The sequence below is a fragment of the Aeromonas sp. ANP5 genome (assembly GCF_963870295.1).
Taxonomy (GTDB): domain Bacteria; phylum Pseudomonadota; class Gammaproteobacteria; order Enterobacterales; family Aeromonadaceae; genus Aeromonas; species Aeromonas veronii.
Genome location: NZ_CAWMRY010000010.1, coordinates 1 through 24,352, shown reverse-complemented (window position 1 = coordinate 24,352; position 24,352 = coordinate 1). Strand labels below are relative to the sequence as shown.

Here is a 24,352-nt window from a genome sequence, read left to right as displayed (position 1 = left end):
TTTTGTTGCCTGTGATTTGCCGACAAGCATCGCGTTACACCAGTGAACAGGCGCCATCAACTGAGCCAGTGCAACCGGGTATCCATCCCCTCTTGCAAACGATCGAGGATCGGCAGCAATACCAGCGGATCCTCCTGGCGTGGAATATCGGCCAGCTTTCCTTGCAACCGCTCCCGCGCCAGCGGTGACAGGTTGTCGTAGACCGCCTCATCGAGCAGTGGCTGTTTGACCGCCAGCGGCGGTGTTTGCAGCGCCAGCCAGAGCCGTACATCCACCATGCTTCCCCCTTGCTGCAACCGCTCATTGATGGCACTGCAGTCACTCCCCGCCCCTTCAGCCACCAGCACCTCTGCCGGTCTCAGCGCAAAGTGCAGACGCCAGTCACGGCTCTGGGGAGTGGCCGCCGGTTTGGCATCAAACCAGGGCTGCTCCTCCACCGCGTCGGTCAGCAGGGCCAGATGCAACCGGAAATCCGCCCGATCCCCATGCTGCAGGTCACGGTTGAGGCGCTGCCCCAACTGGCCCTCATCAACAAGCAGGTGATTACGGATTGAACTGGGCAGCATGAGATAACTCTCGAAAATGGCGATTTCACTGGTTATCGGCCACAAATCCAATTCTTTTAATGGAAAAATCCTGCTTGGGGGTTCACAAAACCGGAAGATCTGTTAGTATGCGCCTCGCACTTGTGGAGGGGTTCCCGAGCGGCCAAAGGGATCAGACTGTAAATCTGACGGCTCTGCCTTCGAAGGTTCGAATCCTTCTCCCTCCACCATTTCAAGTGCGACAAGTTGAAAGCAATACCCCGTGGAGGGGTTCCCGAGCGGCCAAAGGGATCAGACTGTAAATCTGACGGCTCTGCCTTCGAAGGTTCGAATCCTTCTCCCTCCACCATCATTCAGAAAGCCCGGCCTAGCGCCGGGTTTTCGCATTTTTGGCCCATCGCAATCCATTCTCCCTCTGCACTGCCAACCTTTATCACGGCTTGCCCGCGGTCGATTGCGCAATAAAAAACGGGAGGCCTGCGCCTCCCGTTTACTCTCATCTCTGCCTTGTTACAGAGTGACGCGTTACAGGGTAAAGCGATAGAAGATATCGACTGCTTGAGCCACCCCGCTCATCGCCTGCAGATAGAGCCGTGGCAATACCTCGTAGCGCAGCTTGAATTCGGCGATGGGGCTGAAAACCCCAACCCCGTACTGGAACTGCAAACCCGGCAGCAGATAGGCAGACAGCGTCACCTGGGTGTTGTCACCACTGCCCGCGGTATCGAGGGAGACATCGCTCATCCCGAGCGACTCGCCGATGCTCGACACCACGCCATTCGCCTGACTCACCGCTCCGGCCACCAGCAGACCGTTGAAACCGCCATCCTCACCGCCAGTCTGCAACCCTTTGCCGCGCAGCAGATAGGAGAGCTGTTCCGACTGCGCCATCTGCGGCTCGGAGTAGACAGTGATCTCCGGCTTGCTGGCAGGGCCAGTCACCCGCACCCCGACCGTCACCTGACCCTCGATGGTATCGGGATCCCGGTTGGCCTCGATGTTGAGGAAGGGCCGATCCAGCGGACCGGAGAAGAGGATACGCCCCTCCTTGATGATGAGGTTCTGACCGTAAGCCTTGAAGCGGCCGTTGGTCAGCACCAGCTGGCCGTTACCTGCCAGCGGCTTCTCGGGATCCTGACGGATATTGAGGCCGCCCGAAACATCGGTCTTCAGCCCCATGGCATCAAGCTTCACATCGTTGCCAAGGCGGATCGCCACCTTCATCGCCAGCGGCAGGCTGGCCTGCTTGGGAGCCGGGGGCAGATCGTCATAGACCACAGTCACATCGTCGGAGACCGCCACCGCCGAATCCGGCAGGCTCTTGACCAGAATACGTGCCCAGGGAATATCCACCTGACCGGTAATCCGGGTCTCCTCCCCCAGCGACACCGCGATATCGGGCGAGACTCTGACCCGGCCCATGCCCGGATATTGCGCCTCCAGATCCTTGCCCTGAATGGTGAGGCTGCCGCTGACCGGCATCTTGGCCCAGCTGAGCCAGCCGCCCAACGCCAGCGGCCCCTTGCCCACTAGCATGGAGCCATCGAGCTCGGCGCGGTTGCCCTCGATCTTGAGGCGGGTCACCAGCTTGGTCAGGGTCACCATATCGGAGTGGGTCTGCACTTCACCGTCACGCAGGTTGAGCTGACCAAACAGCAGGGGCGCCGCAAGCGTGCCGTCGAAACGGGCATCGGCGGAGATGATCCCTTGCAGGGAGCGCACCTCAGGGATGAGCGGCGCGAAGGTATTGAGCTTGAGATCGTCAAACTTGAGCTGACCGCCGAGCAGACCGCGACCGGCAGGCTCCCTGATCAGCAGATCGGTATCGATATTGCCGATCTGCTTGGAGGCAAAATCGAGGCGAATGGCCGCCTGCTGCCGCTCGAAATCCAGGGCCAGAGCCAGCTGCTGATAGTCGGTCTTGAGGCCATCTGCCACAAAAGTGCCCGGCGTGGTGCGCACCACCGCATGCAGGGTCGGCTGATTGCCACGCCAGCTGGCACGCCCATCGGCCGAGAGCATCGCCTGCCAGCGGAAGTTGTCCGGCAACCAGGGGCGCAGCCGCTTGAGATCAAACTCGCTCAGGGCAAACTCCAGGGTACCCTGGGCAGCGGAGACCTGACTCCCCTTGACGCAGAGGCTGGCCCCTTGGGAGCCGAGGCAGAGATCCCCCATCGCCAGCCGCTGACGCGGCAGATCGAGATCCAGCGCCCAGGGGGAGCTCAAGTCCCAGCGGCGCAGCGGGGTTTTCAGCCGCAACTCGGAGAGCGCCCCGCGCCAGTGATCCCCGCGCACGCCGCCACCCAGTTTGAGGTTGGCCGCAACAGGGTCACCCTTCATGGTCAGGGTCAACAGATGCTGACTGATATCGCCGCTGAGGTTCAGGGCCAGCTGGCTGAGCTTGGTTTCGCCCTGTTTCAACTGCGCCACCAACAACGCGAGCTCACCGGCCGGTTTGGCGCCGATCACCGCATTGCCCTTGAGGCTAATCCCCTTCAGGTCGGTGCCGGCATAGTAGAGCCGCTCGGAGGCGAGATCCGCATCGATTTTTGGCGTCTGCTGATTGCCACTGACCTTCACCTGCCCCTTGATATCCCCTTTCAGGCCGGGATAGATGCCCCCCAGCTGGGGAGCCTGCAGGTTGGCATCGAGCTTCCACTGGGCGCTGCTGATACTGCCCTTGGCCTGCAACTGGTTGGGGCCACTTTGCAGCGAGATCGCCGGGATCTGCCACTCCATCTTGTCGTTGCCGCTGAGCTCCCCCTTGAGGGCCAGCGGGTACTGGTTGAGTTTGCCATCCACCTTGAGCTTGGGCAGTTTCAGCTCCCAGTGACCCGCCTCGTTCATCACGAAACGGCTCTCCAGCTCACCGGCCAGCGTCCCTTTCAGCTCGGGCAGCAGCTCGGCCGGATTGATCCCCTTGAACAGGGTGGTCCCCTGCCACTCGATCCCCTTGTTCCAGGCGAGCTTGCCATCGAGCTTCAGCTCCCCCTTGAGAGCATTGAGCTGCAAAGCGATCTTGCTGAGCCGCTCCAGATCCCCCTTGCCGTCCAGCGCAAGCTTGAAGGGGGGGACATCGGTCCCCTTGCCGGAGGTATTGAGGGCAAACTGGTAGCCGGAGAGCTTGCCCTTGGCAGTCAGGCTCCCTTTGCCCAGCCGATAGCTCGGCTCATCTTTGGCAGGCTTGTGAAGAGGCCAGCCGAGGCTCTTCCAGTCGAGGGCCACATCAAAAGGGAGATCCGGGTCGAGGGCGGCCAGCGAGCCCTTGAGATTGGCGGCGACCGGCCCCTTGGCCGACAACGCCAACCCCAGCTTGCCGACCGAACCGCTCAGCGCCAGCGTGGCCTGCTCACCCTGCAGCTCGCCATCCAGCAGCCCCTTGCGGGCCTTGGCATCCAGCGTCACCGCCAGCGGGTAGTCGTCACTGAGCTGGATGTGTCCCTTGAGCGCCAGATCGACCATGGCGTGGCGCAGCGAGAGCTCGCGCACCTCGATGCGATCGTCGGCAGCAGTGGCCGACAGCAGCAGCTTGTCGAGCCCTTCGATCAGCTCGCCCTGCTTATATTGCACCCGGGTCGCACTGACCCCTTCCAGCTGGATGGGGAAAGGAAGGTGAATGGCGGGCAGGAGAATGGGGGCTGCCTTTGCCGTATTCGCAGCTGGCGTCCCTTTACCCTGTTTGGCTGTCTTGGCGCTGGCCTTGTCGTTGCGCGCCACCGCAGCACCGGCTTGCTTCTCGTTAGCGGCCGGCTGCTTGGCAGATTTGGCTGCGCTGGCGGGTGCCGCATCATCCAGCGTCACCGTCAGGTTATCGAGCACCGGGCCGCGCACAATCAGCCCCTTGCGATTGAGGGTGGCGCCGATATCAAGGGACCCCAGCGTCACGGCCACACCGGGCACTGCCAGATCGAGATCGACCACCTTGAGACTGTCGACCTGGATCTTGAGTGGCAGCGGGCGCCAGACAAAGGGTTCGGAAGGCTCTTCCGGAGCAGGCTCGGAGTCAGCTACCTTGACCACCGGATGGGTCACCGCCAGGGATTTTATCCAGAGCTTTCCCTGCAGCAACTTGCCCAGATCCCAATCGAGCACGGCGCGATCCACCGTGACATCCACCAGCGCATCCTGCCAGCCGGCCCCTTCCAGAGTCCAGCCATAGCCAAGCTGACCGGCCACCAGCTCCCCCTTGAGAGAAGGCAGCGCTCCCTTGGCCTGTTGCCACAACCACTTGTTGCCCTGATGGGTAAAACCCAGCAGGCTGACGCCGATGAGCAGCAGGAACACCAGCCCCATCAGCCAGAGAAAAATGCGTTTTAGCCAGATCACAATGCAGACCCCCGCGCAAGATACAGCCGCAGCGGCCAAAGAAAAAAGCGTTTAGACAACATCATAATTCAGGCCCCAATGCGAAATGCAGCCGCAAGGGCTTGTCCTCCTCCGATACCCCGACCGCCAGATCCAGCCTGACCTGGCCGATGGGGGTGACCCAGCGTACACCGACGCCGGTACCTATTTTCCAGGGCTCGCTGTAATCGGTGGTTGAGGTGCCGCCATCCACAAACATGGCCCCCAGCCACTTCTCGCTGAAGCGGTAGTTGTATTCCAGACTGGCCACGCTGGTGTAGCGGCCACCGGTCAGCTTGCCATCCGGTCCGGTGGGGGAGATGCTCTCGTAACCAAAGCCGCGCACCGTCTGATCGCCACCGGTAAAGAAGCGCAAGGACGGCGGCACCAACGAGAAGCTGTCACCTATGATGGCCCCCTGCTCTGCCCGCATCAGGAATCTGTGGTTATCGCCGAGGGTACGCAGCCACTTGCTGCGCCCCCACACCCGCATAAAGCTGATGTCGGAACCCCATCTGGGGTCGGAGAACTCCAGCGTCAGCTGCTGGCGATCCCCCCAATCGGGCACCAGAGTGCCGCGCACCCGCAGTCGGGACCAGGAGACCCCGGGGATCAGCAGCAAGCTGTTCCCCTCGTCGGCGCCCTGGGTATAGATCTCGTTCTCCAGCCGGATAAAGACGTCCCGATCCCAGCTCTCCGGCCGTCGCGTCCAGCGGTGCACACCGATGGTAGTGAGATCGGAGCGGGTATCGTTGTTGTCCTTGTACTGGTAGCCGGTCTGGATGGAGTAGTAGTCCCGCAACGGGTTACCCACCGGGATCTGGTAGTCGAAGCTGAGCTCGGCCTCCGGCGCCGACACCTTGGCGGTGGCAAACAGGCGATGGCCGTAGCGGTTGACCCAGGGCTTCTCCCAGGTGGCACTCATCCGCGGGCCTACGTCGGTGGCGTAACCGATACCTGCCTCGATTTCGTGATCGACCCGGTTATCCAGCGTCACCGCAATGGGCACCCGATAGTTGCTCGCCTCGCTCAATACCGGCTTGATATCGACCTGACGGAACAGCTTGGTGGAGGAGACATCCTGCGACATCTCGGCCAGACGGATGGCGAGATAGGGGTCGCCGCTCTTGATGTTGATAAGCGGGCGAATAAGGTGAAGCGCTTCGGGGGTGGCATCGTAGCGGATCTCGCCAAAACGGTAGCGATGGCCCGATTCGAACAGAATAAAGATCTCCGCCGTCCCCTTGTCCGGGAACACCTTGACCTGACTCTTGCTCAGCTTGGCATCAAAGTAACCGCGGGCCAGCCCGAGGCTGCCGAGATCCGCCTTGATGGATTCATATTTGGCGTGGTTGAGGGGCTCCCCCTCTTTGAGTGGCAACTTGTCCAGCAGGGCGCTGTAGAGCTCGTCGCTGCCCGCATCCCCCTCCAGCAGAATATCGAGGCGGGAGACGATGACCGGCTCCCCCTTGTTCACCTCAATCACCACTTTGGACGGGGTTTTCTTGTCGCGGCTCAGGGTGATTTTCGGCTGGTAGTAGCCATAAACCTGCAGCGCCTTTTGCACGCTCTCGGTGATTTTTGCGCGGGCCGGGCGGTATTGCCGCTCCTGATAGACTGGCAGGGCATTGAGATAGGCTTCAACGTTATCCTTGTTCTCCCCTTTCAACCCCTTGACCTGATAGGTGAGCTTGGCGGCAAACGCGGGCGAAGCCAGCAGCGACAGCAACAGGCCCACCCCCAGTACCCGCAGGCCGCGGCGAAACACAGGGCCGGACAGTGAACGCCCTGCCAGCAGGGATGAAATGCATCCTGTCAAAGGTCAATATTCCTGAATCTGTGGTGAAGGAAACCAGCGCCCTTTCGGGCCAACCCCGAATGCGGCGCAGCACGCCATGCCGTGCATGGCCGTGACACAAAAATGCGCGCCAGAAAAATGGCGAACCTTATCCTAACATAGGCATCGGCCAGCGACAGCGCGGCGCCATTGGCAAATTCGCCATATCTTTTAAGAGGTTGACCACAAATCACACATTTTGGTGACAATGACGACGCCCGCTTTCCCGATGAGGGCGAGCTGACCCGCCCTGAACAAGGTTCACTTCGTCGTCAGGCGCCATTTGTCGCCTCTCCCCCTCTCATTACCACCAGAAACCCACCACGACAGAGTTTGTCGGCATCACCCCACCATCACCGTTTAACAGTCCCGGCACACCCTAAAGCCCGCCGTAGCGGGTGATTAAGAATTGCTCGTTCAGCGCAATCGAATTATCCCGCTGCCTTTGCAAGCGCCCCTCCCTCACACTTGAACCATCAACTGAAGGAGACACATCATGCATGCACGTAGCGAACAGATGGCTGACTATATTGCCGATCGTCTCGAGTTCATCACCTTTCTCGCCTGTTGCAGCGCCCTGCTGGCCCTGCTGACCGGCATGAGTGGCCAGCAGGCGCTGGCCTTTACAGCCCTGAACCTGCCGTTTGGCCTCGGCATTTTGCTGGCGATGGCGCTGCTGGCCCCCCTGCCCGTCCACTGGCGGCTGCCGGGCATCACCTTGCTGCTGGCAGGTTGCGCCCTGATGACCCTGCAACTGGGGGGCGAATGGCTCAATCCGCTGGCCATCTGGAGCCTCTACGCCCTGCTCGGGCTGGAGATCATCTGGCAAGCGCGTCCCCGCGCCGTGCTGGCCACCCGCGCTCGCCAGTAACAGGGCTGACGATCGCCGGTAAATGGCGGGCTGTGATGGCTGACGCCGGTGGCAAATTGGGGTACTCTTGCGCCCCGATTTGCTACCACCCTTGGCGTTAACAACCTTCGCCATCACTCCCAGGAGCGCCCCGATGAAAAAAGCCTGTGCCCAGCACATTCTGGTCAAGACCGAAAAACAGTGTCTGGAGATCAAGGAGAAGATCGAGAAGGGAGCCGACTTCGGCCAGATGGCCAAGCGCTTCTCCACCTGCGCTTCTGCAAAACGCAGCGGCGATCTGGGGGAGTTCAACAAAGGGGATATGGTCAAGCCCTTCGACGATGCCGTCTTCAAGGGTGAACTGCTCAAGGTGCTGGGGCCGGTGCGCACCAAGTTCGGCTTCCATCTGATCAAAGTGCTCTATCGCAACTAAGTCATCACAACTGACCATCTTCTCGGTGAAGCTCCCGTCAGGCGGGCTTCATCTCCCTCTGCATTCCCCTCGCAAAACTGACCAAAACCACGCCAAACTCTCATCAATTTACTAACGTTATCAGGCAATTAAGTTTATCCTTCTCGGCATTGTCCACATTCGTCGATGGATCCCGTGCTATGCCCCGCTCTTGCTTGTGGCCCCTGCTGGCCTGGTTACTCCCGCTCGCTGGCGCCCTCGGCAGCCGCTTTCATCTCTGGCCCTGGTGGATCGGTTTTGCGATCTGTCTCATCGGAGCCCTTGTTTCCCTGATCTTGCTGGTACGCCTGCCCTGGAGCCGTAACCGCTATGCCAGCGGCCTTGGCGCCTTGCCGCTACTGCTGCCGCTGACCTTTGTGCTGCAGGCGCTGCGGATGCCGCTGATCAATGATGTGAGCACAGATCCCTACAATCCCCCCCAGCTACGCTGGGCGGCAGAGCTCAGAACAGCGCAGGATCTGCCAATAAATAGCGCACCGCTGAAAGCAGTTGAGGCAAAACCCGGTCCTCTCTTTACCAAGGCCTCTCCTGCCGAAGTGCTGATTGAAGCCAGCGAACTGATGCAGGAGCTGGGCTGGCAGGTACGACCCAGCCCCGACGGTCTGGATGCGGTGGTTACCACCGGCTGGTTCGGCTTTCAGGATGATGTGGCGCTGCGGGTCTTTGCCGGCCCCAAAGAGACCCGCATCGATATGCGATCAGCCTCCCGTCAGGGGCAAAGCGATCTGGGCACCAACCGGGCGCGGATCGAGGATTTCCTGATCCGCCTGAATGAGCGCCTTGGTCAGGCCTACAAACCCAATTTGAAACCGTAAGTGTGAAACAACAAGAAGGTAACTGATGCGCGTTGAGGTCAAACCCGACCGGGAATATGCCTGGTTTATCCGCCCCTTTTTCTGGCTGCAAAAGCGCAACTATGGTCAGGTGCTTATTCCGGGCAAGTGCTGGGGTCGCTCGCCGCGCCTGTTTGCCGCCGTCGCCACCCTCTACGGGGTCATCAACCGCAAGCGCTCCCCCATCGATCCCGTGCTGCGCTCACTGGTGACGGTGCGGGTCTCCCAGCTCAACTGGTGTCGTTTTTGCGTCGACATCAACGCTATGACCCTGGTAAAGAGAGCCGGTTCAAGCGAGAAGGTGGAGGCGCTAGCCAACTGGCGCGAAAGCCCCTTGTTTGACGAGCGGGAAAAAGCGGTGCTCGACTACACCGAAGCGATGACCGGACTGGATGGGGTGAGCGATGAGCAGGCGGCCCGCCTCAAACCCTGGTTCGATGACGATGCCATGGTGGAGCTGACCGGCCTTATCGCCTTCCAGAACATGTCGGCCAAGTTCAACGCAGCCCTCGATATCGCGCCGCAGGGCTTCTGCCAGCTGCCAGTGCAACCGGAACGTCCTGCCCAGCCCGACAGCAAGGACGCCTGATGAACCGGACCCGCCTGCTGCTTGCACTGGGGATGGGGAGCCTTATCGGCACCTTTTTTGCCCTCGATCTTGGCCGTTACCTCACTCTGGACGCCTTGCAGGCCCAGCAGGCGGCAGTGGCGCAATGGGTCGACAGCCACTTTGTCTCGGCCAGCCTGCTGTTCGTGCTTATCTATGTGCTGAGCACCGCCCTCTCCCTGCCCGGCGCCAGCTTGCTCACCCTGGGGGGGAGCGCGGTGTTCGGCGTCACCTGGGGGCTGCTGCTGGTCTCTTTTGCCAGCTCCATAGGCGCGACCCTGGCCTTTCTCAGCGCCCGTTTTCTGCTGCGCGACTGGGTCACCGCCCGCTTTGGCGACAAGCTGGCCACCTTTCAGTCCGGTATGGCGAAGGAGGGGGCCTTCTATCTGCTGAGCCTGCGCCTCATCCCCATCTTCCCCTTCTTTCTGGTCAATCTGCTGATGGGGCTCACCCCCATCAGAGTCAGCACCTACTACTGGGTGAGCCAACTTGGCATGCTGCCCGGCACCTTCGTCTACGTACTGGCGGGCAGCGAGCTCGGCCAGTTGACCAGCACCGGCAATATCCTCTCCCCCGGCCTGATGGTCGCGTTGACCCTGCTGGGGCTGATGCCCTGGCTGGTCAAGAAATTGACCGCCAAGCTCGCGCTGCGCCGCTTGCTCTCCCCCTACCGCAAACCCGCTCGCTACGACTACAACCTGCTGGTGATAGGTGCGGGCGCCGGTGGGCTGGTTACCAGCTATATCGCGGCAGCGGTGAAGGCCAAGGTGGCACTCATCGAGAAACACAAGATGGGGGGCGATTGCCTCAACAGCGGCTGCGTCCCCTCCAAGGCGCTGATCCGAAGCGCCCGCTTTGCCGCAGAGCAGCGCAGGGCCGACGAGCTGGGCTTTAGCCCAAGCCACTCCCGTGCCGATTTTGCCGCCGTGATGGAGCGGGTGGCTGAGGTGATCAAGGAGGTCGAGCCCCACGACTCCATCGAACGCTATCAGGGGCTTGGAGTGGAGTGCATCGAAGGGGAGGCGCGGCTGGTCTCTCCCTGGGAGGTGGAGGTTAACGGCAAGCGCCTTGCCAGCCGCCATATCGTTATCGCCACCGGCGCCCGGCCGCTGGTGCCCAAGCTGCCGGGGCTGGATCAGGTGCCTTACCTCACCTCGGATAGCCTCTGGCAGTTGCGCACCCCGCCGCGCCGCCTGCTGGTGCTGGGCGGTGGCCCCATCGGCTGCGAGCTGGCCCAGAGCTTCGCCCTGCTCGGCATTCCCGTTACGTTGGTGGAACTCTCGGAGCAGCTGCTGCCCCGCGAAGATCGAGCGGTGGCCGACGCACTGGCCGAGCAGATGAGCCGCGATGGCGTGCAGCTACTCACCGGCTGGCGCGCCGAGCGAGCCGACTATCTGCCCGCAGCCGAGGGGGATCTGCCCATCCGGCTGCAGTTGCGCCGGGACGATGAGACGCAGGTGGTGGAAGGGGATCAGCTGCTGCTGGCGCTGGGTCGGGTCGCCAATGTGAGCGGCTTCGGGCTCGAAGAGTTGGGGGTGGAGCTTGCCCCCCGCGGCACCATCGCAGTCGATGGCTTCCTTGCCACCAACTTCCCCAACATACTGGCAGTGGGAGACGTAGCGGGCCCTTACCAGTTCACCCACTTCGCCGCCCATCAGGCCTGGTATGCGGCGGTCAATGCCCTGTTTGGCCAGTTCAAGCGCTTTCGGGCCGACTATCGGGTCATTCCGGCGGCCACCTACACCACGCCGGAGATTGCCCGGGTCGGCCTCAATCGCAAGGAAGCCGAAGCGCAGGGGACTCCCTTCGAGGCGACCCGCTTCGAGCTGGCCGAGCTGGATCGCGCCATTGCCGATGGGGAGCGCCACGGTTTTATCGAGGTGCTGACCGTGCCGGGCAAAGATACTATCCTTGGCGCCACCATAGTGGGCACTCACGCCGGTGAGCGGATTGCCGAGTTCGTGCTCGCCATGCGTCACCACCTCGGCCTTGGCAAGATCCTCGGCACCATTCACGCCTATCCCACCCTGATGGAGGGGAACAAATACGTGGCGGGTGAATGGAAACGGGCCCACCAGCCCACCCGGGTGCTGGCGTTGCTGGCCCGTTATCACCGCTGGCGCCGTGGCGCCTGACAACCAGAGAAACGTTTATGCTCAAGTCATTCTCACAACTCAACTCACAGCTCAAACAGCGGCTAAACGCCCTGCTGTGCGCCCTGCCCCTGCTGGCCAGCGGCCCGCTGTTGGCGGCCAACCCAGACGATAACTGGCAACGGACCCTTGAGGAGGCGAAGGGACAGACCGTCTACTTCAACGCCTGGGGCGGCAGCCCGGAGATCAACGCCTATCTGGTGTGGGCCGGGCAGGAGCTGGCGCGCGACTATCAGGTCAAGCTGGTGCAGGTGAAGGTGGATGACATCGCCCAGAGCGTCAGCCAGTTGCTGGCCAACAAGCAGGCGGGCAAGCAAGCTGGCGGCCCCATCGACCTGCTCTGGGTCAACGGCGAGAACTTCAAGGTGCTCAAGGAGCAGGGACTGCTCGGTGCACCCTTTACCGCCGAGCTGCCCAACATGGCACTGGTAGACAGCACCCTGCCGGTGAGTGAGGACTTCACCCTGCCGGTGGAAGGACTGGAAGCCCCCTGGGGTATCGGCCAGCTCAATCTGATGGTCGATACCGAAGAGGTCGCCAGAGCGCCCACCTCGGCTGCAGCTCTGCTGGCGTGGGCCAAGGCCCATCCCGGTCGATTCACCTATCCCAAGCCGCCCCAGTTCCATGGCTCCAGTTTTCTCAAGCAGATCCTGCTGGAATTGACGCCAAACCCAGCCCCCCTCTATCGGGAGGCGACCGAGAGCGACTTTGCCAAGCTCACCGCCCCGCTCTGGGCCTGGCTCGATGAGCTGCATCCGGCACTCTGGCGCAAGGGCAAACTGTTCCCCACCAGCGCCGCCGAGACCCGCCAACTGCTCGATGATGGCGAACTGGCCATGGCCATCAGCTTCAACCCGCAGGAGGCGCAGAGCGCCGCCCAGATTGGCGCCCTGCCCCCCAGCGTAGAGGCTGTCGCCATGAAAAAAGGGGCGCTCACCAACAGCCATTTTCTCGCCATCCCCTTCAACGCCAGTGCCCGTGCGGGTGCCAAGGTGGTGGCCAACTTCCTGCTGAGCCCGGCGGCGCAGGCGCGAAAAGCCAATCCGGCCTTCTGGGGTGATCCCAGCGTGCTGCGGGCCGATGCCCTGCCTGACTCCGCCAAAGAGCAACCGGCACTGCGCTTCAAAGGGGTGGCCGAGCCTCACCCCAGCTGGCAGCTCAAGCTGGAAGCAGCCTGGGCCGAGCGCTACGGTCACTGATGAGTGCCGCTGGTCACCCGCTTTCCCGCTCCCGACCGTGGCGCCGGTTGACACGCCACCCCAGTATGAGTACGGGGATGGCGGTCATTTATCTGGCGCTCTTCGTCATCCCTCTGCTGGCGGGACTGTGGCAACTGCTGGTGGAGGGGATGACCGCCTCTCATCTTGCCTTGCTGCTCGCCCAACCCGGTCTTTGGCACTCAGCAGCGCTGAGCCTGTGGATTGGCGCCGCCTCCACCCTCGGCAGCCTGCTGATGACCGCCTTGCTGCTGGCCCACAGCGACAGCCGGGCTTTCGGGCTGCTCCGCCGCCTGCTCTCGCCCATGCTGGCCATGCCCCACGTCGCCTTTGCTATCGGTTTTGCCTTTCTGCTCGCCCCCTCCGGCTGGCTGCTGCGACTCGTCTCGCCAGCTCTGACCGGGTTTGAACTGCCTCCCGACTGGCAGACCATTCGCGACCCTCTGGGGCTCGGGCTGATTGCACTGATCGTTTTCAAGGAGACCCCCTTTTTGCTGCTGATGGCGATGGCCGCACAGCAACCTACCCAGCTGGCACGCCAGCAGTGGCTGGGGGCGAGCCTTGGCTTCAGCGCCCCCCAGATCTGGTGGCGCCTGCAGCTGCCCGCCCTCTGGCCCGCCCTGCGCCTGCCCATCTATGCGGTGGCAGCCTATGGAGTGGCGGTGGTGGATCTCGCCCAGTTGCTCGGGCCCGATGCCCCCGCCCCGCTGGCGGTGCGGTTGTGGATCTGGTATCAGGACCCGGATCTGCTCTGGCGCGGCGCCACCGCCAGCGGCGCACTGCTGCTGCTCGCCATCACGGCACTGCTCATCGCTCTGTTCAGATTACTGGAGTGGCTTCATCAAGAGGTGGGCAAAGGCTGCTGGCTCGATGGCAAACGGGCGGCGTCCCACTCCTTTGCCAACCGGCTCGCAGCAGGCTTTGCATTGACCCTGATCACCCTTAATCTGGCGGTGCTGGTGGCCCTGCTGCTCTGGTCGCTGGCGCGCCGCTGGCCCTTTCCCGCCCTCTGGCCCAGCCAGTGGAGCAGTCATTACTGGCTGGATCTGCTGCCAACCCTGCTGCCGCTGCTGACAACCAGCGCACTGCTGGCGCTGGTGAGCGGCTTGCTGGCACTGGGAATGGCGGTGTGCAGTCTGGAGGCACAAGCCGGCCGCCGCCCCTGGCCGCTCTGGCTTATCTGCCTGCCGCTGCTGCTGCCGCAGGCAAGCCTGCTGTTTGGCATCCGGCTCGGGGTGGACTGGCTTGCACATGGCTCGATAAGCAGCGGCATTGGCTGGGGCTGGGTGCTCTGGAGCCAGCTGTTGTTTGTCTTTCCCTATGTCTATCTCTGCCTGCACGGCCCCTATCGTCAGTTCGACCCGCGTATTACCCAGTGCGCCCTGCTGCTGGGGGCAACGCCATGGCGAGCCTGGTGGCAAGTGAAAGCGCCGCTGCTGGCGCGCCCGCTGCTGTTTGCCTTCGGCGTCGGGGCGGCGGTGAGTTTGGCCCAATACCTGCCGACCCTGCTGTTTGGGGCTGGCAGAGTGGTCACCATCACCACCGAAGCGGTGGCCATCGGCAGCGGCCTCAACCGGCGACTGGCGGGGCTATACGGTCTGCTGCAACTGCTGCTGCCGCTCGTTATCTATCTGCTGGCGCTCTGGCTGCCGGCGCGGATCAATCCGGCGCTCAAGGGGGGCGGCTCACGATGAACTCTGATGATGGAAACAGCCATATGCTGAGCACCACGCCTCTTCGACTTTACCTTGATGAAAATCCGCTGCTCTCGCTCCCTGCCCTGCAGGTGGCCCCCGGCGAGGTATTGACCCTGATGGGGCCGAGCGGTTGCGGTAAAAGCTCCCTGCTGGCAGGGCTGGCCGGAGTACTGCCGGGCGCGCAGACAGGAAATGGCCCGATCCGGCTGGAGGGGGAGATAAGGCTCGGCGAGCGGCCACTCAACACCTTGCCTGCGCAAGCGCGGCGCATCGGCATGCTGTTTCAGGATGACCTGCTGTTTGACCATCTGACGGTGGCGGAGAACCTGATGTTCGGTATGCCAGCGACCATCAAGGGAAAACGCGCGCGGCGGGAAAAGGCACTGACAGCGTTAACGCCGGTCGCGCTGGCGGATCAGGCGGACAAGCTGCCGCAGCTGCTGTCAGGGGGTCAGCGGGCGCGGGTCAGTCTGCTGCGGGCGCTGTTGGCGGAACCCGACGCCCTGCTGCTGGACGAGCCCTTCTCCCGCCTCGACAAGCCGCTGCGGGCCGCCTTTCGCGAACTGGTGTTCGCGCAGATCAAGGCGCTGGCCATCCCCGCCATCCTGGTGACCCACGATGCGGAAGACGCGCCGGGCACCATACTCAACCTCACCGAATGCCACTGTTAACCGAGGAGTGTTCACCTTGTTTGATCGCCATCTGATCCCCGTGATCCGCAGCCCCCTCACCCAGCTGGCCAAACCGCTCTGCCGTGCCGGGATCAGTGCCAATCAGGTGAGCCTCACCGGCTTTGCCATCGGCATGCTGGCGCTGCCGCTGCTGGCCTTTGGCAGCTATCAGTGGGCACTCGCGACCATCCTGCTCAACCGGCTGCTGGACGGGCTCGATGGCGCCGTGGCGCGGGAAACCGGCATCACCGACTGCGGCGGCTTTCTCGACATCACGCTGGATTTCATCTTCTACGCCGCCGTGGTGCTGGGCTTTGCCCTTGCCGCCCCCGCCAATGCGCTGCCCGCCGCCACCCTGCTGTTTGCCTTTATGGGCACAGGGTCGAGCTTTCTGGCCTTTGCCATCATGGCAGGCAAGCGGGGCATCGACAATCCGGTCTACCACCACAAGTCCCTCTACTATCTGGGCGGGCTCACCGAGGGGAGCGAGACCATCGCCCTCTTTGTGCTGATGTGCCTGTGGCCCGCAGCCTTCGCCCCACTCGCCTACGGCTTTGCCCTGCTCTGCGCCATCACCACCCTGACCCGGCTCTGGAGCGGTTACCACACCCTGCGTCACCCCCAGCGCTAAACAGCGCAGCCCTCACCGGAGGGCTAATCCATCGCACGATGAAATGGCGGCCAACGAGGCGCACGGAACACTTGCACGGGGATGACAATGTTTTACCATGGCGACACTTTTGTCAGTCTCTTTGAGAACCCTATGCGTCGCCTTGCCTCTCTTCTCACTCTGTCGTTATTCCCCCTGCTCGGTGGCTGCAGCAGCGCCCCGGCGCCAAAACCCGTGGTCGTCCCCCAGCCCAAGAGCGCCTTTATCAATCAGGCGCCATCGAGCAAACCCGTTTATACACAAGGGGTTAGCAAGGGGGACTTCGCCAATCGCCCCAACGTGGACAGATTTGTACAGAAAATGGTCGAGAAGCACGGTTTTGACAACGCCCAGTTGCATCAGGTGCTGGCACAGGCAGAGCGTTACGACTGGATCATCCGCCTGATGGATGCCCAAGCGCCGACCACCGCCAAGCCCACCGGCCCGACCGGTGCCTGGAACCGCTATCGCGCCAAGTTCATCACCCCCGACAACGTACAGAACGGCGTCAACTTCTGGCGTGAATACGCAAGCGAGCTGAACCGGGCGGAGCAGATCTACGGGGTGCCGCCGGAGATCATCGTCGGCATTATCGGGGTCGAGACCCGCTGGGGCCGGGTGATGGGCAAGACCCGCATTCTGGATGCATTGGCCACCCTGGCGTTTGATTACCCTCGCCGGGCCGAATTCTTCACAAGCGAACTGGAAGCCTTCCTGGTGATGACCCGCGACGAGGGGATCGACCCCACCGACCCCAAGGGATCCTATGCGGGCGCTATGGGATACGGCCAGTTTATGCCCTCCAGCTTCCAGCGCTATGCGGTGGACTTTGACGGCAATGGCCACACCAACCTGTGGGATCCGGTGGATGCCATCGGCAGCGTCGCCAACTACTTCAAGGCCCACGGCTGGGAGAAAGGCCAACCGGTAGCCGTGCGCGGTCAGGGCCAACTGCCCGGCTATGAGCATGGCTTCCAGACCCGCTACCCGGTCGCCACCCTGCGCCGTGCAGGGCTCACCCCCACCAGCACCCTCGGCAACCACAGCGAGTCGAGCCTGCTGCGCCTCGATGTCGGCACCGGCTACCAATACTGGTACGGCCTGCCCAACTTCTACACCATCACCCGTTACAACCACAGTACCCACTATGCCATGGCGGTATGGCAGCTGGGGCTGGCGGTTAAAGAGGCCAAAGGCGGTTACTAGGTCATCCGCTTATAAATACGAGGCTGGACCGTCAAGGCCCGCCTCGTCTGCACTCCACACGGCACCTTCTGGCGCCGTGTCGGTTTAAAGCATCCCGACCGCGGCCAGTCTGTCCAGCTCAGCGATCAGCTGGGTCGGTTCTGCCCGTTGGGTGTAGTCAACATTGACGAAGTGGTAACGCACCACCCGATCCTGGCCAAGGATATACGTCGCCGGGACTGGCAAAGTAAAACTGTCATCCCCGTTGCTGGCCGGAATATCGATACCAAAACGCTCATAGATTGGGCGCAGCACCTCGGGCAGCTCGAATACCAACCCCAGCGAAGCCGACACCCGGTTGCCTTCATCGCTGAGCACAGTGATCGCCAGCTCGTTGGCGGTGAGAGTGTCCTGCGCGGTTGTTGGCATCTCGGGAGTCAAACCGAGGAGGGTGACCCCCCGTTTCACAAACTCGGGCAAAGCGATATTGAGTGCCTGCATCTCGAGATTGCAATAAGGACACCAACCACCTCGATAGATGTTGAGCACCACAGGCCCCTCAGCCAGATAGTGGGAGAGCGGGCGCACCACCCCGTGCTGATCGGGCAACGCAAAGTCAGGAAACTGATCGCCAGTGACAAATGCCCCTTGTCCCAGTCCGCTCGCCCGTAGCGCTTCTGTTGCCCCCTCCATCACCGCCAGTACATCACCAGGGACTTTAGTTCGCTTTATCGCATCGTACTCTTTGATTTTTTGCTCAAGTGTGGGCATGATTACCATCCTTTCTGTAGTGGTCACTACAATATCAAACAAGCCACCAACACTGGTCAAGATATTTTTTAGTGATCACTACAAAAAGACAACGCAAGCAGGAATCGAAATGGCAAGACCGGCATCATTTGACAGAGAACAAGTTCTGGAGGTTGCCCTCAACAGCTTCTGGGAAACGGGCTTCAGCAACACTGGCATCGCCACACTCGTTGACAGAATGGGGTTGAAGCCCAGCAGCCTGTACGGCGCCTTCAGCTCAAAAGAGGGATTGTTTATCGAAGTGTTGCAGCGCTATTCAGCACAGAGTCTGGCGCAGATCGAACTGTTGCTGGCCTCGGCAGATTCTCCCCTAGCCGGTGTGCGAGCCCTGCTCGATGCTGTAGCTCGGGATGCCATAGCCAGCGAGACACATCGTGGCTGCCTGCTGGTCAATACCCTGCTGGAAGTGGGGCGCCAAAATCCAACGATTCAGCATGAAGCCAGCGTGCACTTAGCCGAAGTGGAACAGCGGGTGGCCAATAACTTGCGCCAGGCACAAGCCGTTGGAGAACTGGCCGCCGAGCGCGATATCGACACCCTCGCGGCTTTGTTGATGACTATGGTGTGGGGAATGCGCGTACTGGGTCGCACCCATCCACCTGCCGCCAAGGTACAGGCAGTGTTGGCCCAGATACAGGCCATGCTTTAAGCCACAGACCAGCAGCCCCTCGCACAATTCGTAGCCACCACAGAAAAACAGAGGAGCCGATTTGGCTCCTCTCTTCACCTTGTCTTTAGCCCGAGGACCCGGGCGCTGACGTGATGCGCGGCTTAGACACCTGCCTTAGCCAGTGCCGCGGAGACGATCTGCTGGGCTTCCTGCTGGATGAGGTCGAGGTGCGTGTCGCCCTTGAAGCTCTCCATGTAGATCTTGTAGATGGACTCGGTGCCGGAGGGGCGCGCCGCGAACCAGCCGTTCTCAGTCACTACCTTGAGACCGCCGATGGCGGCATCGTTGCCCGGCGCCTTGGTCAGCTTGGCGATGATGGGCTCACCCGCCAGGGTGGAGGCTTCTACCAGTGCCGGATCCAGCTTGGAGAGCACCGCTTTCTGGGCGCTGTTGGCCGGGGCGTCGATACGGCGATAGCTGGAGCGGCCAAACTTGGCTTCCAGTGCATCGTAGTGAGCCTGCGGATCCTTGCCGGTCACCGCCAGAATTTCCGCCGCCAGCAGCGCCAGAATGAAACCATCCTTGTCGGTGGTCCAGACGGTGCCATCTTTGCGCAGGAAGGAGGCGCCCGCGCTCTCTTCGCCGCCAAAGCCGAACTCGCCGCTGTAGAGGCCATCCACGAACCACTTGAAGCCGACCGGCACCTCTTTCAGGGTGCGGCCAATCTCGCCGGCAACCCGGTCGATCATAGAAGAGGAGACCAGCGTCTTGCCAACGGCTGCATCGGCAGACCAGCCGGTGCGATGGGTAAACAGATACTGGATTGCCACCGCCAGATAGTGGTTCGGGTTCATCAGGCCAGACTTGGTAACGATACCGTGACGATCGTAGTCAGGGTCGTTGCCAAGGGCGATGTCGAACTTGTCTTTAAGGGCAATCAGGCTCGCCATGGCGAACGGGCTGGAGCAGTCCATCCGGATCTTGCCGTCTTTATCCAGGGTCATGAAGGAGAAGGTAGGGTCGACCTTGTAGTTCACCACCTCGATGTTCAGGCCGTAGGTCTTGGCGATAACGTCCCAGTAGGCAACGCCGGAGCCGCCCAGCGGATCGACACCGATCTTGATGCCCGCGTTCTTGATGGCGTCCATGTCCAGCACGTTCTTCAGATCATCCACATAGGGGGTGACATAGTCGTGCTCGACCACGAACGGGCTCTTGAGCGCCTCGGCGAACGGCATCCGCTTCACACCGGCCAGACCCGCTTCCAGAATGGCGTTGGCGCGGTCTTCTACCCACTTGGTGATCTCCCCTTCGGCGGGACCACCGTGGGGCGGGTTGTACTTGAAGCCACCATCTTCCGGCGGGTTGTGAGATGGGGTGATCACCACGCCGTCGGCGCGCGCTGCAGGCTTGCTGGCCCCTTCTTTGCCAGAGTTGTAGCGCAGGATGGCGTGGGAGATGACCGGGGTCGGGGTAAAGCCGAGGCCAGCCTGAATGCGGGTCTCGACGCCGTTGGCCGCCAGCACTTCGACTGCGCTGGCAAAAGCGGATTCGGACAGGGCGTGGGTATCCATACCGACAAACAGCGGGCCCGTGATGTCGGCCTGCTGGCGATACTCCACCAGGGCCTGGGTCACCGCCAGAATATGGGATTCGGTAAAGGCACTGTGCAAGGCACTGCCACGGTGGCCGGAGGTACCAAAGGCAACCCGCTGCTCGGGGCGGCTCATGTCCGGCTTGTTGAGGTAGTAGGCGCTGACCAGACGGGGGATGTTGGTCAGGTCGCTTAAACGGGCCGGCTGACCGGCGTGGGAATGCTGAGCCATGGCGTTTTCCTTGCGTAATGGCGGCCTTGCCGGGCAAGGCCTGAGTCTTGAAGAGTCGTTAAATGGCGCCACACACCTGCGCGATCACCTCTTCGCCATAGCCCATGCTGGCCATCAGCTGGGCCACCATATTCTGCTTGCGGCTGGTGTTGGTGTTGGTGATCACCCAGAACGGGGTCTCCGGTACCGGCTTGGGCTTGGTGGTGCTACCGCTGGCACGCAGAGCCTCGGGATCCTGCGAGAAATAGACGCGCTTGCGCCCCTTGATTTCGGTGGCCTGGGTAAAGCCTTCCGGGTTATCCCGGTAGAGGGTACTCAGCACCAGCATAAAGCGGTTGATGGACTTCTCTTCTTTTTGCAGCTCACCAGAATCGAGCAAGGCTTGCAGCCCTTGTTGGGTGGCTACCGTACTGGGCTGCGCGACGGCAACTGGCTCGGCAACCGGCACACGTTGGTGAGCAGGCTGTTCCAGCAGACGGCGCAGGATATCGGAGGCACTCTCACCAATGTGCCGGGTCTGGCTGGCGATATAGAAGTAGAGATCGTCATCAAGCTCGATGGTTTTCATAGGGATGCGCTGGACTCGTCGAAATTCGGATGCGGCGATTATACATAGGCAAACCCGACAGCCCAAGCAAGGGGCTGGCAGATGTACATGAATCTCATCGAGAATACGGCATAATAGCGGGCCAAGTGTGTGATCAGCCGCACTGATAGCCGATCCGGACGGGATTTTTTAGAAAAAAAACCACATAAAATCCCAATCCATTGGACGAAATCCTTTTCTTTCCAGTGCGTTAAATAAAACAGCGATACGCACCCACGACCGACAAGGTGTCATTTTGCAACAAAACAGCATATTGAACTTCAAGGAGCAGGGTCAGGGCCCGGCGGTCATTCTGATCCACGGCCTGTTTGGCAGCCTCGACAACCTCGGCCTGCTGGCCCGTGCCCTCTGCGAACACTATCGGGTCATCAGCGTCGATCTGCGCAACCATGGCGCCTCCTTTCATAGCAGCGAGATGAGCTATCCGGCGCAAGCGGCCGACATCCTGACCCTGATGGATCGGCTGAATATTGCCGAAGCGACCCTGATTGGCCACTCGATGGGCGGCAAGGTGGCGATGCAGGTCGCCAAGCTGGCGCCTGAGCGGGTGACCAAGCTGGTGGTGGCCGACATGGCGCCAGTCGCCTATCCCCACTCCCGCCACCAGAATGTGTTCGCCGGACTCAACGCCACACTACGCACGCCGCCGCAAAGCCGCAGTGAAGCGGAAGCCATGCTGGCGCAGCATATCGAGATCGCCGGGGTACGCCAGTTCCTGCTCAAATCCTTCGCCAAAGGTGAGCATGGCTGGGGTTGGCGCTTCAATGTGCCCGCCCTTGAGCAAAACTACGCCAACATCATGGGCTGGCCAGCGGATGAGCATCGCTTCGAGGGACCGGTGCTCTTTATCAAAGGGGGGGATTCTGACTATATGCAGCCCCAATACAGCGAGACGGCACTGGCCCAATTCCCGGCGGCAAAGGTGCGTGTCATCGCGGGTACCGGCCACTGGCTGCATGCGGAAAAACCGGCTCTGTTCAACAAATTGGTTGTGGATTTCCTGTCGACAGGCGGTTAACAGTTTCAAATCCTTTGTGATATAGTGCGCCGGTCATAAGGAGTGTGCGCAATCCATGCTAAGTGAACATATCGACCTGATCGAAAGTTTGGGCCTCAAGTTATTCTTTGTGGCCATTTTCATATTGATTGGCCTGGCCATTCAGGACGTGCTCAAGCGCGGCAACGTGCCCCGTTTCGGTCGTTTTATCGTCTGGTTGGTACTGTTTCTGGGTTGTGCGGGTTTTGTCGCCAAGGGGCTGATCGAACTGGGCTGGGAAGGCTCAGGACTCGGCTAACTTATTTTCATCTGTGATGTATGGCCAAACAGCAAACTGATCGAACAACACTGGATCTGTTCGCAAATGAGAAGCGCCCCGGCAGGCCAAAGACCAATCCACTCCCCCGCGAGACCCAGCTCAAGATCAACAAGCGTAACCAGCTTAAGCGCGATCGGGAAAATGGGCTGAAGCGGGTAGAGTTAAAGGTGGAGGCCGAGTTGCTGGAGCGCCTGAACCAACTTGCGTTACAACAGAACATCAGCCGAGCCGAGCTGATCCAATCTATCCTGAAACAACAGATTGAGTCCGCCTTTGCGGTGGACATTGCAGTCTGAGCGTTGAGCATTAACACCAAATACGGGTAACTAAACACTATGGCAAGTGTAGGTCTGTTTTTTGGCAGCGATACCGGTAACACCGAAGCTGTCGCCAAGATGATCCAGAAAGAGCTGGGCAAAAACCTGATTGAAGTCCGTGACATCGCCAAGAGCAGCAAGGCCGACATCGAGAGCTTTGATCTGCTGATGTTCGGCATCCCGACTTGGTACTACGGCGAAGCCCAGGCCGACTGGGACGACTTCTTCCCCGATCTGGGCGAAATCGACTTCACCAACAAGCTGGTCGCCATCTTCGGTTGCGGTGATCAGGAAGACTATTCCGAGTACTTCCTCGACGCCATGGGCACCCTGCGCGACATCGTCGAAGCAAAAGGCGCCATCATCATCGGTCACTGGCCGACTGCCGGCTACGAGTTCGAAGCTTCCAAGGCACTGGTTGATGACAAGCACTTTGTCGGTCTGGGTATCGATGAAGATCGCCAGCCGGAGCTGACTGCCGAGCGCGTCAAGGGCTGGTGCAAGCAGCTGCACGAAGAGATGTGCCTGGGCGAGCTGGAGTAATCCGCTTCCCCTCATACCTCTGACAACAAGGGCCCCGACGGGGCCCTTGTTGTATCTGCTTGTTGCGATGCCTGCCTTTATTCTTCCCTGTTATTCACCTCTGTGCTCCGGTTTGGCTCGCACATAGAGGGTGCGCTTGACCTGCGCCACCAGCTCGCCGCTCTTGTCCTGTACCGTCACCTCGAATTCTGGGAAGTGCTTGTTGCCACCTTCAGTCGCCGCCACGATTTCGGCCAGCTTGCCCTCGGTCAGGTTAAACTCGGCCACCAGCTTGCCCTTGCCCGGCTTGATGTAGTTGATGCTGCCCGCCTTGTCCCAGACGTAATAGCGATTCTTGAAGTAGCCCATCAGCATCAGCGGATAAATGGGGTCAGTCATGGCAAACATGCTGCCGCCAAACTGGGTGCGGTTGGCGTTCTTGTTCCACCATCGGGATTTCAGGGTCACCCGACAGTAGCGAAAGTCATCGCTCAGGGTCTCTATCTTGATACCAGCGCCCCAGAAGGGGGGCCAGGCGTTGAGTGCGCGGCGCACCCAGGCCGCATTGTCAAAAAGCCAATCCATGGATCTCATCCGACCAGAAATATGAAAGTCACATCTTATCAACATCTGCCATGCCAGCAAGTCGGACGACACGATTGATTATTTCAATCCAACCGGCCATTTATGGCTAAACCCCTTGAATTGCTGGGTTTATTTTTAGGGAGGCTACGACCTATAATGACAGGCCAAGCGAGTTCAAGGTTGCCATTCCTGCGGCAGTCCATCAGAATAACCCCACCTTCGAGAATGCGAATAAGTAGAATATGGCAGACAACAACCAAGCGTTAAAAAAGGCCGGGCTCAAGATCACCTTGCCCCGGGTCAAAATCCTGGAAATCCTGCAACAGCCGGACTGCCAGCACACCAGCGCCGAAGATCTCTATAAACGACTGATCGACCTGGGTGAAGAGATTGGTCTCGCTACCGTCTATCGCGTTCTCAACCAGTTTGATGATGCCGGTATCGTTACCCGTCACCATTTCGAAGGTGGCAAGTCGGTATTCGAGCTGGCCACTCAGGAGCACCACGACCACCTGGTTTGCCTCGACTGCGGCAAGGTGATCGAGTTCTCCGACGAAGTGATCGAACAGCGTCAGCGCGAGATCGCCAAGAAATTCAATATCCGTCTCACCAACCACAGCCTCTACCTCTACGGTCACTGTGCAACAGGTGAGTGCAAGCACGACGAATAAGTCGGCCGTGACTTGCAGATAACGGTGT

At 60.8% G+C, this 24,352-nt stretch carries 23 protein-coding genes and 2 tRNA genes; 18 read left to right on the top strand and 7 right to left on the bottom strand.

Annotated elements, in window-relative coordinates:
* Positions 1 to 56: 56 nt before the first annotated feature.
* A complete protein-coding gene (locus tag AACT07_RS07910) occupies positions 57 to 566 on the bottom strand; it encodes a VC2046/SO_2500 family protein (RefSeq protein ID WP_069527195.1) in 510 nt (169 codons plus the stop codon).
* Between the two features lie 124 nt (positions 567 to 690).
* Between AACT07_RS07910 and AACT07_RS07905 the strand changes: the two genes are divergently transcribed.
* Positions 691 to 775 (top strand) — tRNA-Tyr (locus tag AACT07_RS07905).
* 34 nt (positions 776 to 809) lie between these two features.
* Positions 810 to 894 (top strand) — tRNA-Tyr (locus tag AACT07_RS07900).
* Positions 895 to 1,070: 176 nt separating this feature from the next.
* Here the strand turns inward: AACT07_RS07900 and tamB are convergent.
* Together tamB and tamA are read right to left on the bottom strand one after the other, a co-directional pair.
* Positions 1,071 to 4,871 carry an autotransporter assembly complex protein TamB gene (gene tamB / locus AACT07_RS07895; protein WP_069527096.1) on the bottom strand — a complete coding sequence of 1,267 codons (3,801 nt, stop codon included), beginning with the start codon at positions 4,869 to 4,871 and terminating at the stop codon, positions 1,071 to 1,073.
* Positions 4,872 to 4,932: 61 nt separating this feature from the next.
* A complete protein-coding gene (tamA, locus tag AACT07_RS07890) occupies positions 4,933 to 6,708 on the bottom strand; it encodes an autotransporter assembly complex protein TamA (protein ID WP_069527095.1) in 1,776 nt (591 codons plus the stop codon).
* 514 nt (positions 6,709 to 7,222) lie between these two features.
* Here tamA and AACT07_RS07885 point away from each other — a divergent pair.
* The 10 genes from AACT07_RS07885 to mltB all read left to right on the top strand — a co-directional run bounded on the left by AACT07_RS07885 (position 7,223) and on the right by mltB (position 17,081).
* The gene (locus AACT07_RS07885; protein ID WP_043818464.1) at positions 7,223 to 7,597 is read left to right on the top strand and encodes a hypothetical protein; all 375 of its coding nucleotides are present in this window, start codon (positions 7,223 to 7,225) and stop codon (positions 7,595 to 7,597) included.
* Positions 7,598 to 7,730: 133 nt separating this feature from the next.
* The gene (locus AACT07_RS07880) at positions 7,731 to 8,009 is read left to right on the top strand and encodes a peptidylprolyl isomerase (protein ID WP_005334269.1); all 279 of its coding nucleotides are present in this window, start codon (positions 7,731 to 7,733) and stop codon (positions 8,007 to 8,009) included.
* A gap of 179 nt (positions 8,010 to 8,188) precedes the next feature.
* The gene (locus tag AACT07_RS07875; RefSeq protein ID WP_069527094.1) at positions 8,189 to 8,863 is read left to right on the top strand and encodes a DUF1499 domain-containing protein; all 675 of its coding nucleotides are present in this window, start codon (positions 8,189 to 8,191) and stop codon (positions 8,861 to 8,863) included.
* Between the two features lie 25 nt (positions 8,864 to 8,888).
* Positions 8,889 to 9,470 carry a carboxymuconolactone decarboxylase family protein gene (locus AACT07_RS07870; RefSeq protein WP_021231092.1) on the top strand — a complete coding sequence of 194 codons (582 nt, stop codon included), beginning with the start codon at positions 8,889 to 8,891 and terminating at the stop codon, positions 9,468 to 9,470.
* Entirely contained in the window at positions 9,470 to 11,623 is a 2,154-nt protein-coding gene (locus tag AACT07_RS07865; RefSeq protein WP_069527093.1) for an FAD-dependent oxidoreductase, read from the top strand. The genes AACT07_RS07870 and AACT07_RS07865 overlap by 1 nt, the downstream gene beginning before the upstream one ends.
* 17 nt (positions 11,624 to 11,640) lie before the next feature.
* On the top strand, positions 11,641 to 12,840 hold the full coding sequence (locus AACT07_RS07860) for an ABC transporter substrate-binding protein (RefSeq protein ID WP_069527092.1): 1,200 nt from the start codon (positions 11,641 to 11,643) through the stop codon (positions 12,838 to 12,840).
* Positions 12,841 to 12,917: 77 nt separating this feature from the next.
* A complete protein-coding gene (locus tag AACT07_RS07855; protein ID WP_139123767.1) occupies positions 12,918 to 14,552 on the top strand; it encodes an ABC transporter permease in 1,635 nt (544 codons plus the stop codon).
* A gap of 23 nt (positions 14,553 to 14,575) precedes the next feature.
* Positions 14,576 to 15,226: an ATP-binding cassette domain-containing protein gene (locus tag AACT07_RS07850; protein WP_069527090.1), complete on the top strand. Its 651-nt coding sequence runs from the start codon at positions 14,576 to 14,578 to the stop codon at positions 15,224 to 15,226.
* 16 nt (positions 15,227 to 15,242) lie between these two features.
* Entirely contained in the window at positions 15,243 to 15,857 is a 615-nt protein-coding gene (locus tag AACT07_RS07845; RefSeq protein ID WP_069527089.1) for a CDP-alcohol phosphatidyltransferase family protein, read from the top strand.
* A gap of 132 nt (positions 15,858 to 15,989) precedes the next feature.
* Positions 15,990 to 17,081: a lytic murein transglycosylase B gene (mltB, locus tag AACT07_RS07840; RefSeq protein WP_069527193.1), complete on the top strand. Its 1,092-nt coding sequence runs from the start codon at positions 15,990 to 15,992 to the stop codon at positions 17,079 to 17,081.
* Between the two features lie 84 nt (positions 17,082 to 17,165).
* Here the strand turns inward: mltB and AACT07_RS07835 are convergent, their stop codons facing one another.
* Positions 17,166 to 17,831: a peroxiredoxin-like family protein gene (locus AACT07_RS07835; RefSeq protein ID WP_069527088.1), complete on the bottom strand. Its 666-nt coding sequence runs from the start codon at positions 17,829 to 17,831 to the stop codon at positions 17,166 to 17,168.
* On the opposite strand from AACT07_RS07835, the gene AACT07_RS07830 reads away from it, so the two are divergent.
* Positions 17,830 to 18,519: a TetR/AcrR family transcriptional regulator gene (locus tag AACT07_RS07830; protein ID WP_253182236.1), complete on the top strand. Its 690-nt coding sequence runs from the start codon at positions 17,830 to 17,832 to the stop codon at positions 18,517 to 18,519. The two genes, AACT07_RS07835 and AACT07_RS07830, sit on opposite strands and share 2 nt — an antisense overlap.
* Positions 18,520 to 18,641: 122 nt before the next feature.
* Here AACT07_RS07830 and pgm read toward each other — a convergent pair whose 3' ends face one another.
* A complete protein-coding gene (gene pgm, locus AACT07_RS07825; protein WP_069527087.1) occupies positions 18,642 to 20,306 on the bottom strand; it encodes a phosphoglucomutase (alpha-D-glucose-1,6-bisphosphate-dependent) in 1,665 nt (554 codons plus the stop codon).
* Positions 20,307 to 20,364: 58 nt separating this feature from the next.
* A complete protein-coding gene (gene seqA / locus AACT07_RS07820; RefSeq protein ID WP_005350541.1) occupies positions 20,365 to 20,874 on the bottom strand; it encodes a replication initiation negative regulator SeqA in 510 nt (169 codons plus the stop codon).
* 274 nt (positions 20,875 to 21,148) lie between these two features.
* Between seqA and AACT07_RS07815 the strand changes: the two genes are divergently transcribed.
* From AACT07_RS07815 to fldA, 4 genes are read left to right on the top strand one after another with little or no spacing between them, the layout of a single operon-like run.
* Positions 21,149 to 21,931, top strand: a complete 783-nt coding sequence (locus AACT07_RS07815; RefSeq protein WP_083249931.1) for an alpha/beta fold hydrolase — start codon at positions 21,149 to 21,151, stop codon at positions 21,929 to 21,931.
* 55 nt (positions 21,932 to 21,986) lie between these two features.
* Positions 21,987 to 22,208 carry a DUF2788 domain-containing protein gene (locus tag AACT07_RS07810; protein ID WP_005334296.1) on the top strand — a complete coding sequence of 74 codons (222 nt, stop codon included), beginning with the start codon at positions 21,987 to 21,989 and terminating at the stop codon, positions 22,206 to 22,208.
* A gap of 20 nt (positions 22,209 to 22,228) precedes the next feature.
* The gene (ybfE, locus tag AACT07_RS07805; RefSeq protein WP_005334297.1) at positions 22,229 to 22,525 is read left to right on the top strand and encodes a LexA regulated protein; all 297 of its coding nucleotides are present in this window, start codon (positions 22,229 to 22,231) and stop codon (positions 22,523 to 22,525) included.
* Positions 22,526 to 22,564: 39 nt separating this feature from the next.
* Positions 22,565 to 23,089, top strand: a complete 525-nt coding sequence (gene fldA, locus AACT07_RS07800) for a flavodoxin FldA (protein WP_005334298.1) — start codon at positions 22,565 to 22,567, stop codon at positions 23,087 to 23,089.
* A 90-nt stretch (positions 23,090 to 23,179) separates the two neighbouring features.
* On the opposite strand, the gene AACT07_RS07795 is transcribed toward fldA, so the two are convergent.
* Positions 23,180 to 23,653, bottom strand: a complete 474-nt coding sequence (locus tag AACT07_RS07795; RefSeq protein ID WP_005334300.1) for a DUF4442 domain-containing protein — start codon at positions 23,651 to 23,653, stop codon at positions 23,180 to 23,182.
* Between the two features lie 242 nt (positions 23,654 to 23,895).
* On the opposite strand from AACT07_RS07795, the gene fur reads away from it, so the two are divergent.
* A complete protein-coding gene (gene fur / locus AACT07_RS07790; RefSeq protein WP_005334301.1) occupies positions 23,896 to 24,324 on the top strand; it encodes a ferric iron uptake transcriptional regulator in 429 nt (142 codons plus the stop codon).
* Positions 24,325 to 24,352: the final 28 nt, after the last annotated feature.